Consider the following 8,638-nt stretch of genomic DNA (forward strand, 5'->3'; position numbering starts at 1 on the left):
ACTCAATGGAATCAATCTTATATTTCTTATATATCTAGTTTTAATTCAAATCCTTCGTTTAGTGAGAAAAAGCAGTCAATTGTCGAAAGATATAATACCCTAGGTTCAGATAAAAAGTATTTTAGGCTTCTAAATTCTCAGTGGTATGGTTATAACTTAACTGTTTTAGAAAACTTGTAAACTGGGGATACTCAAAGTGTCTTAGGTAATAATAACGATCAGTCTGCTTCTATGAGTTTTGTATCAAGTAATTTATGGAATGCTGATAGAAGTTTGGCGTATGAAAAGTCTCACCTTTATTCTATAGAAGATAACCCGCTTAATAATACACATTCATTAATTGCTTTCAGACAAAAGTTAAAAATTGCAAATCTTGAAAAAGGTTGCTTTGCTTTTAATACTCAAGCAGCTCAAGCTATTCAAAGATTAAATTTAGTTAACTGGCAACCAGGTGATAGTTCAGATATTGGCCCATTCTTTGGTCGAAGAACTTTTGCCTATAATATGAGTAAAGCACAGTAAATTACTGAATATTCTTATTAATTTGAAAAATCTTCTTTTTGACTTTAGAGTTTATTAAGAAAGATTTATGCAAATTGTCAGGTGCATGGCACAAAGTATCATGCTACACTAAGAGAAATCGGGTGTGTTCCCGATTTTTTTATGTGGGGTCGTTCCACGTTGATCAGATTTTAGGCTTGAAATATGACCATTTCAGAGACATGGTTGCTGCCTGACGGGGTAGCAGATGTATTGCCGGAACAGGCACAAGTCATTGAAAAACTTCGCCGTGAAGCTTTAGATTTCCTCGCGGTACGAGGTTATCAATTGGTATATACACCATTTATCGAATACATCGAATCGTTGTCTTCATTATCAGAATCAAATCAAGACTTGGATTTAGTAACTTTTAAGGTCATTGATCAGCTCTCAGGCCGTTTACTCGGTGTCCGTGCTGATATGACGCCACAAGTTGCACGTATCGATGCACATGTAAGACCAGTTGAAGGCGTTGCACGTTACTGTTATTCAGGGACTGTATTACATACTAAACCACAAAATTTCAATGCCACACGTGCACCTCTACAATTAGGGGCAGAGTTATACGGGCATGACAGTATCGAAGCTGATGTCGAAATGGTCGATGTTATGCTAGGGCTGATTGAGAACATCTATACTTTACAAGGCGCGCATCTAGATTTGGGCCATGTAGGGTTGTTCCGCAGTTTAGTAAAGTATGCTGGACTGTCAAAAAATGAAGAGCATGAGCTTTCAGATCTTTATCAAAGAAAAGCATTGCCAGAATTAGCAGAGTTTACTCAAAACCTCAATATGGGGTCTGATTTCTATGCGCTTGGCCGTTATTCTAGTGATCTAGAAGCATTACAAGCGAATTTAAGTGCAAACATCTCACAAGATGCTGAATTTAAGTCAGCATTAGATGCGCTTAAAACAACGTTTGCTCAAATTAAAGGCCGTTGGCCAAATCTCAATATCGGTATCGACGTAGTAGAGCTACGTAGTTATCACTATCACACTGGCTTAATGTATGCAGTCTATGCACCGAACCGTGCTGCACCTTTAGCACAGGGTGGTCGTTACGATGGGATTGGTGAGCACTTTGGCCGCGCACGTCCTGCTACTGGCTTCAGTTGTGATTTATATGCCTTAGGTGCAAATCAGTTCGCCGAAATCGAAACTGTTGTTGCTCCAAAAGGCTCAGAACAGGATTTACTCTCAGCAATTTCGAATGCACGTGCTCAAGGTCTACGTGTCGTTCAATTGTTAGGTAATGATGATTTAAGTTCTATTCCATATGCGACTCATCAACTCGTGTCGCAAAATGGACAATGGAATATTGAAAAGATTTAATCGCCAGCAGTAAATTTTACTGGTGGTTTCCAATTTTAACAGCATGATGTAATGAGGCTATTATGGGCAAAAATGTTGTGGTACTTGGTACCCAATGGGGCGACGAAGGTAAAGGTAAAATCGTCGACCTGCTCACAGATCAGGCGGCTGCGGTAGTACGTTATCAAGGCGGACATAACGCAGGTCATACTCTTGTCGTAGGTGGTAAAAAGACTGTATTGCACCTCATTCCATCAGGCATTTTACGTGAAAACGTATTGTGCTTAATTGGTAATGGTGTAGTACTTTCACCAGCCGCGTTAATTGAAGAAATGGGAATTTTGGAAGCGGAAGGTGTTCCTGTTAAAGAACGTCTACGTATTTCTCCAAACTGTCCACTCATTTTGCCTAACCATATTGCACTTGATCAGGCACGTGAGAAGAAACGTGGTAACGCTAAAATCGGTACTACAGGTCGTGGTATTGGTCCTGCATACGAAGATAAAGTGGCTCGCCGTGCAGTGCGTGTTGCTGACCTTGTTCGTGGTGGCGCGGCATTAGAAGAAAAACTCCAAGAAATGCTTGAGTTACATAACTTTCAATTGACTCAGTTCTACGGTGTAGAAGCTGTTAAATTTGAAGATGTATTGGCTCTTTGCAACCAATGGCGTGAAGTTCTTGCTCCATTAGTGATTGACGTGACTAAAGTGTTACATGACTACCGCAAAGAAGGTAAGCCTGTAATGTTTGAAGGCGCTCAAGGCTCGCTTTTAGACATCGACCACGGTACTTATCCGTATGTTACAAGTTCAAATACAACTGCTGGTGGCGTAAGCTCTGGTTCAGGTATGGGACCTTTACATCTTGATTATGTATTAGGTATTACTAAAGCTTATACAACACGTGTAGGTGCTGGTCCATTCCCAACAGAGTTACATTATGACGCTGCTACAGATACTGGTGATGCAATTGGCCGTCACTTAGGTACTGTAGGTCATGAATTTGGTGCTTCAACGGGTCGTCAACGTCGTTGTGGTTGGTTTGATGCTGAAATTCTTCGCCGTTCTGTAGATGTAAACTCTCTTTCAGGTATTTGCTTAACTAAACTTGACGTTTTAGATGGTTTAGAAGAAGTGAAAATCTGTGTAGGTTATGAAAATACAGATTCAGGTTGTGTAGGTTCTTCAGATGCGGTTTCTTTTGAATGCTTGAAACCAATTTATGAAACTATGCCGGGTTGGAGCGAGTCAACTGTTGGTTTAACTAGTATCGACCAATTACCAGCAAATGCTTTGGCTTATGTTAAGCGTATTGAACAATTAATCGAATGTCCGATTGATATCGTTTCAACTGGTCCAGACCGTGCAGAAACAATCGTTTTACGTCATCCGTTCTCTGCTTAATTAGCAAAGATTAAAAGGGCCTCCTGATAGGGGGCTTTTTTGTACCCGACTAAAGTGCAGTTTTCGTTTTATCAGATTCAGATTAAAACGTTGTATATAGATAAGGAAGGACGGGCTCAGGATGAAGCTACAACCAACTATTTCAAAAACAATTTTTTATTCTTTTTTATTCGCTATTGGTGGTTCACCGACACTGGCGATGTTGGTTATTTATGGACAGGAATATCATGAAGATTTCTTTATGACAGCTTTTATGAGCTTATCAGTTTTGTTCGCATGTGTGTTAATTCCTGTGGTACTCATACAAAATAGTTATTTACTCTGGAAAAGGGAAAGTCCTAATCTTGAAGAGAAAGTTAAGACCTTAAGTCATGTTTATTTGGGTTTAAATGTAATCTGTTTAATTTTCTGGATTTATTTAATGACTTTATCGGCTTGATCGTTACATAAATACTATGATCATGAAGGAATGAGACATTCAAAGCATGAGTGGTATTTCTTATAATAAGTGCAAAAGAATAAACAGCTTTTTAACGATTTAGGTGATCCGTATTATGAATAAAAAACTCTTTTTAAGCTTGTGTGCTGCAAGCGTGATGACCATTTCTGGCTGTGCAACAGTAGCAGACATGGCAGGTGCAGATACTGCAACCTTAAATGCTCAATCTGCTCAAGGTTTTAATAAAATGGTACAGGAAGCACGTGGTAAGGGTGCTCTCGATACAAGTTCTAGTACATATAACCGTATTAATGCTGTATTCAACCGTTTAAAACCATATGCCAACCAAATGAACCAGACGGGTCAGCCATTTAGCTGGCAGTTAGCGGTGTTGAAATCAGATACAGTTAATGCTTACGTTGCACCTGGTGGCAAGGTAGTGTTCTATACAGGTATTGTGAATAAATTGAACCTAACAGATGCTGAAATTGCAGCTGTTATGGGACATGAAATGACACATGCTTTAGAAGAGCATGCAAAAAGTAAAATCGGTGCACAGGCTTTAACTGATTTAGCTCTAGGCATCGGTTTAAGCTATGCGGGTAATAATGTAGGCCAGCTTGGTACTGCTGCGGCTCAGCTAGGTACACAAGTGGGTGTGGGCTTGCCATATTCTCGTAGCTTGGAAAGTCGTGCGGACCAAGGCGGTTTAATGCTGATGGCGCGTGCAGGCTATAATCCAAATGCGGCGATTACACTTTGGGAAAAAATGAATAAGCTTGAAGGTGGCGGTGGTTCATCATTCTTGTCTACTCACCCATCTAACTCTCAACGTATTGGTGATATGCGTAAAAACTTACCTGCGGCAATGGCAGTTTATAATAGCCGTCGATAAGTTATAAAATTTTTTATAGATAAAGAAAACGGATGCTTAAGCATCCGTTTTTATTTAAGGTGCAGGGTTCGGCTGTTGAGTATGGATGGCCTCAATACCTTTTAAAACTTCACTTGGTAACTCAATCTCAAATGCCTGAATATTTTCTTTGAGTTGGTCTAAATTCGTGGCACCAATAATTGTGCTGGTCACAAAGAATTGTTGTTTAATAAAAGCTAAAGCCATCTGAGTTAAGCTAAGCCCATGTTTTTCTGCTAGCTGTGCATATTGTTCAGTTGCCCATTCGCTTTGAGGGTTACTGTAGCGACTAAAACGCGGAAATAGTGTTACACGAGCATTAGCAGGACGAGCGCCATTTCTAAATTTTCCAGTTAAGTAACCAAAAGCCAAAGGTGAGTAGGCGAGTAAGCCGACATCTTCATATTTGGCAATCTCGGACATCCCTATCTCATAAGTACGGTTAAGCAAGCTATATGGGTTTTGAACACTGACAAATTTACTGACACCAAGCTTTTCAGCCAAATGTAAAAATTTCATAGTGCCCCACGGGGTTTCATTTGATAAACCAATATAGCGAATACGCCCGCGATTAATTTCTTCTTGTAGAGCAAGTAATGTTTCTTCTAGAGGTGTTGTGTCGTAATCATTTTGTGCTTGCTGATTGCCATAAGCAAGCGTGCCAAAAAAGTTGGTATGACGTTCAGGCCAATGCAGTTGATAAAGATCAATATAGTCCGTTTGTAGGCGTTTAAGTGAACCATCTAGGGCTTTGACAATATGGTCGCTGTTAAAGCGTGTATGGCCTTCTCTGATGTGTGTTCCTCCAAAGCCCGGACCTGCAATTTTAGATGCAAGAAAAACCTTGTCACGTTGTCCATATTGTGCAAACCAATTGCCAATAATTGTTTCAGTTGCGCCATAAGTTTCAGGTTTTGGAGGAACAGAATACATCTCTGCTGTATCCCAAAAATATAAACCATGTGCCAAGGCGTAATTGAGTTGTTCAAAAGCTTCTTGTTGGGAGTTTTGCTCACCAAATGTCATGGTGCCTAAACAAATTTCTGGAAGTTTAAGGCCTGTGCGACTAAGTGGGTTTAATTGCATACAGCGGAATCCTTGGAAATTTTGAGTTAGCCTAACGGAGAATATGTATTCAACTTAAATCATAAAATTAGAATAGTTTGTAAGTTTTGTGTATTAACTCATTGTTGCATATAAAAAAAGCAAACCGAAGTTTGCTTTTTATTAAAAATTTAATGAATATTATTCTTCATCGTCGTAGTCATCATCAGAAACAGTGTTTTCTTCTAATGATGCATCAAAAATAAGAATGGCTTTACCATCAGTTTGGATCATACCTTGATCTTCTAAGGTTTTGAGTACACGGCCAACCATCTCACGTGAACATCCAACAATACGGCCAATTTCTTGACGAGTAATACGAATTTGACGACCATTCGGCAAAATCATTGCTTCAGGTTGAGAAGATAGATCAATTAAGCAACGAGCAATACGACCAGACACATCAATGAACGCAAGATCTGTCATTTTACGGGTCGTATTTTTTAGACGGCGAACAAGTTGTGCAAAAACAGCATAACTTAAGTCTGGATACTGTTTGCTAAGTTCATGAAAGTTGTCATAAGAGATCTCTGCAATTTCACAGACATCACGAGTACGAACTTCGGCTGTACGTTGAGGGTTCGGTTCGAAAAGTCCCATTTCCCCAAAGAAATCGCCCGGATTCAAATACGCAACAACAATTTCACGTTCGTCATCTTCGCGCAAAATAATTGAAACCGAGCCTTTTAAAATTAAATATAAAGATTTTGACTCTGTTCCGGCATCAACAATTGTGGTTCGTTTTGGATATCTGTTGATGTGAGCACGTTTTAACAATGCTTTAACGGATTCAGGTAGTTGCCCCGGAGATAAAGCATCTGTGCTAAGTTGTGAAAAATTTGAAGTCATGCTTAATATGTTCCGAATAGGGTAAACAATTCACACAAGCTCGAGATGAGCTATTACACAGAAGAGATGAAATTCCTTATCAACTCATTTTATGTTAGTGTACAAAACAAGGGCCTGTTGACATTTCACAGATGGTTGCAACATAAGACTAAGACAATTCTTTTAGACGTACCAAATATAAGAACTATGAAATTTAGCTATTCTAAATAAATAGATCTTAACAACGAAACGTACAAAATAACTTAGTCTTGCGCTATGCCTGCGCTGCTTTAATTGCAACTCAGATTATGGCTGAAATTTCACAAATTTTATTACAAAACTGGACAAAGGATTGCCATTGTCTGGGTTTTGCGTCTTATTTGGATTAATTTTTAGCTATAACGCAATCCATAGATGAAATGTCAACAGACCCTGCTTAAATTTATAATTTTTTTTGGGTAGTTGCAATGCAAACAAGTGTACATTGGCTAGAGAATGTTGCTTTTGAAGCGAAATCGGATAGTGGGCATAGTGTCATTATGGACGGCTCACCTGAGTATGGTGGTGAAAACCGTGGTCCACGTCCTATGGAGTTGCTATTAATGGGACTTGGTGGGTGTGCCTCGTTTGATATTGTGACCATTTTAAAGAAATCTCGCCAAGATGTGACGAATGTTGTATGTAACTTAAAAGCTGAGCGCGCTGACGCAATTCCGGCGGTGTTTACTAAAATCCACTTACATTTTGTGGTAACTGGTAAATCTGTGAAAGAAAAGCAGGTTGCAAAAGCAGTTGAATTGTCTGCCGAGAAATATTGTTCAGCAAGTAAAATGCTTTCCGATGGTGGTGTAGAAATTACTCATGACTTCGAAATTATTGAAGCGGAATAAGGCATTTTTTTGATAGCTAGAAATTAAAAAAAGCTGACATTAGAGTTGGCTTTTTTTATTGTCAAAAATAACTAAAAAATAAGGGGAGGAATGAAAGTGAATATTCGTTCTGCTAAATCAGAATATACTCAAGCCATATGTGTTCTACTTAAACAGATGGGATACCTACAGCCTCTTGCTCTTATTCAAGAAAAATTTGAATTATTAAAACGCTTCTAACTCACAGACCTTTGGCACATCAATTTTACCTAAGAGAAGGCTATATCGAAGCACCAAAGTATTTTCGTAAAGCTTTAAGTTAACGAGCTGTATTTAGGAAAAGCTGCGGATCTACCCGAGCATTATTAAGGCTCATGCCCCAATGCAGATGAGGGCCTGTCACACGTCCAGTTTTGCCCACTAAACCTAGTGTTTCTCCTTGACGGATATGTTGGCCTTTCTCTACTTTAATTGCGCTTAAATGGCAGAACATGCTGACTAGGCCTTGGCCATGATCAATCAACACGGTTTGACCATTAAAAAAATAAGATCCAGTTTGGATAACCACACCATCTGCGGGCGCAATAACTTTTTGCCCTACTGGCGCAGGAATATCTAAACCTGAGTGGGGCGCGCGTTCCTCTCCGTTAAAGAAGCGTTTTCTTCCAAAAGAGTTGCTAAATTTCCCTGAAGTCGGGCGTATAAATGTGGGTAGGGTTTGCCATGAGCTCTGTGTAAATGAGTTATACACATCATTTTGTTCTTTAGCCTCTTTAGCGTAACGGTCTAACTGACTTTGATTGGGGTTCACATAATCTTGGTTAGTGACTTTAATTCGTTGCTCAGCGTAAGGATAAGACTTAACTTCTACTTGAATCGGAGCTTTATTTGTGTCGAGCTGAATACTGCCGATAGGAGTAGACAACGGAATGCCAAATACAGCATAACGCTGTTGACCTTCTTGACTAATTAAAACAGGCTTTTGTTGAAAAGTAACCTGAGTAATATCAGAAGTTAGAGGAACAACTGCAATTCCACCAGGTCTTCTGGAATCTTGTGGAAGCTGAGCGATTGCCAATGCCGAAGTAAAAAGACAAGTTGTTGTTAATATAAAGTGTTTAAAGTGCATTTTCATTTCAAAACGAGTAGGAAACTAGCAAGATAAACTAAAGCTTAATTATTAAATTCTCAATGAAGACTTTGTGAAAAGTGTAGGATTAATAAGCATGAA

The 8,638-nt window shown here is 39.2% G+C and carries 9 protein-coding genes and 2 pseudogenes; 8 read left to right on the forward strand and 3 right to left on the reverse strand.

Annotated elements, in window-relative coordinates; all coding sequences use genetic code 11:
• The 5 genes and pseudogenes from HUN22_RS13435 to HUN22_RS13455 all read left to right on the forward strand — a co-directional run.
• Positions 1-522, forward strand: a pseudogene (locus HUN22_RS13435) (hypothetical protein); the annotation flags it as partial.
• Positions 523-705: 183 nt separating this feature from the next.
• Positions 706-1,872: an ATP phosphoribosyltransferase regulatory subunit gene (locus HUN22_RS13440; protein ID WP_174730297.1), complete on the forward strand. Its 1,167-nt coding sequence runs from the start codon at positions 706-708 to the stop codon at positions 1,870-1,872.
• A 62-nt stretch (positions 1,873-1,934) separates the two neighbouring features.
• Positions 1,935-3,254: an adenylosuccinate synthase gene (locus HUN22_RS13445; RefSeq protein ID WP_174730300.1), complete on the forward strand. Its 1,320-nt coding sequence runs from the start codon at positions 1,935-1,937 to the stop codon at positions 3,252-3,254.
• Positions 3,255-3,375: 121 nt separating this feature from the next.
• Entirely contained in the window at positions 3,376-3,693 is a 318-nt protein-coding gene (locus HUN22_RS13450; RefSeq protein WP_174730303.1) for a hypothetical protein, read from the forward strand.
• A gap of 115 nt (positions 3,694-3,808) precedes the next feature.
• Complete coding sequence (locus tag HUN22_RS13455; RefSeq protein WP_174730306.1) at positions 3,809-4,588, forward strand: M48 family metallopeptidase; 780 nt, start codon at positions 3,809-3,811, stop codon at positions 4,586-4,588.
• Between the two features lie 54 nt (positions 4,589-4,642).
• Here HUN22_RS13455 and HUN22_RS13460 read toward each other — a convergent pair whose 3' ends face one another.
• Both HUN22_RS13460 and crp read right to left on the reverse strand, forming a co-directional pair.
• The gene (locus tag HUN22_RS13460) at positions 4,643-5,692 is read right to left on the reverse strand and encodes an NADP(H)-dependent aldo-keto reductase (RefSeq protein ID WP_174730309.1); all 1,050 of its coding nucleotides are present in this window, start codon (positions 5,690-5,692) and stop codon (positions 4,643-4,645) included.
• A 159-nt stretch (positions 5,693-5,851) separates the two neighbouring features.
• Positions 5,852-6,559: a cAMP-activated global transcriptional regulator CRP gene (crp, locus tag HUN22_RS13465; protein ID WP_005070320.1), complete on the reverse strand. Its 708-nt coding sequence runs from the start codon at positions 6,557-6,559 to the stop codon at positions 5,852-5,854.
• A gap of 248 nt (positions 6,560-6,807) precedes the next feature.
• Here crp and HUN22_RS13470 point away from each other — a divergent pair, with 248 nt between their 5' ends.
• The 3 genes and pseudogenes from HUN22_RS13470 to HUN22_RS13480 all read left to right on the forward strand — a co-directional run bounded on the left by HUN22_RS13470 (position 6,808) and on the right by HUN22_RS13480 (position 7,730).
• Positions 6,808-6,927 carry a hypothetical protein gene (locus tag HUN22_RS13470; RefSeq protein ID WP_078224862.1) on the forward strand — a complete coding sequence of 40 codons (120 nt, stop codon included), beginning with the start codon at positions 6,808-6,810 and terminating at the stop codon, positions 6,925-6,927.
• 78 nt (positions 6,928-7,005) lie between these two features.
• The gene (locus HUN22_RS13475; protein ID WP_016143298.1) at positions 7,006-7,428 is read left to right on the forward strand and encodes an OsmC family protein; all 423 of its coding nucleotides are present in this window, start codon (positions 7,006-7,008) and stop codon (positions 7,426-7,428) included.
• 96 nt (positions 7,429-7,524) lie between these two features.
• Positions 7,525-7,730, forward strand: a pseudogene (locus HUN22_RS13480) (hypothetical protein).
• On the opposite strand, the gene HUN22_RS13485 reads toward HUN22_RS13480, so the two are convergent.
• Positions 7,727-8,536, reverse strand: coding sequence for a peptidoglycan DD-metalloendopeptidase family protein (locus HUN22_RS13485; RefSeq protein WP_174730312.1), 810 nt, complete (start codon positions 8,534-8,536; stop codon positions 7,727-7,729). The pseudogene HUN22_RS13480 and the gene HUN22_RS13485 overlap by 4 nt on opposite strands.
• Positions 8,537-8,638: the final 102 nt, after the last annotated feature.

Source organism: Acinetobacter lactucae (genome assembly GCF_013344765.1).
GTDB classification, from domain to species: Bacteria; Pseudomonadota; Gammaproteobacteria; order Pseudomonadales; family Moraxellaceae; genus Acinetobacter; species Acinetobacter lactucae_A.

Excerpts from the sequence above, each read along its gene's own strand:
- HUN22_RS13450 (WP_174730303.1), top strand. The coding sequence starts at position 3,376 with ATGAAGCTACAACCAACTATTTCAAAAACAATTTTTTATTCTTTTTTA.
- HUN22_RS13460 (WP_174730309.1), bottom strand. The coding sequence starts at position 5,692 with ATGCAATTAAACCCACTTAGTCGCACAGGCCTTAAACTTCCAGAAATT.
- HUN22_RS13475 (WP_016143298.1), top strand. The coding sequence starts at position 7,006 with ATGCAAACAAGTGTACATTGGCTAGAGAATGTTGCTTTTGAAGCGAAA.
- HUN22_RS13485 (WP_174730312.1), bottom strand. The coding sequence starts at position 8,536 with ATGCACTTTAAACACTTTATATTAACAACAACTTGTCTTTTTACTTCG.
- HUN22_RS13455 (WP_174730306.1), top strand. The coding sequence starts at position 3,809 with ATGAATAAAAAACTCTTTTTAAGCTTGTGTGCTGCAAGCGTGATGACC.
- HUN22_RS13440 (WP_174730297.1), top strand. The coding sequence starts at position 706 with ATGACCATTTCAGAGACATGGTTGCTGCCTGACGGGGTAGCAGATGTA.
- HUN22_RS13445 (WP_174730300.1), top strand. The coding sequence starts at position 1,935 with ATGGGCAAAAATGTTGTGGTACTTGGTACCCAATGGGGCGACGAAGGT.
- crp (WP_005070320.1), bottom strand. The coding sequence starts at position 6,559 with ATGACTTCAAATTTTTCACAACTTAGCACAGATGCTTTATCTCCGGGG.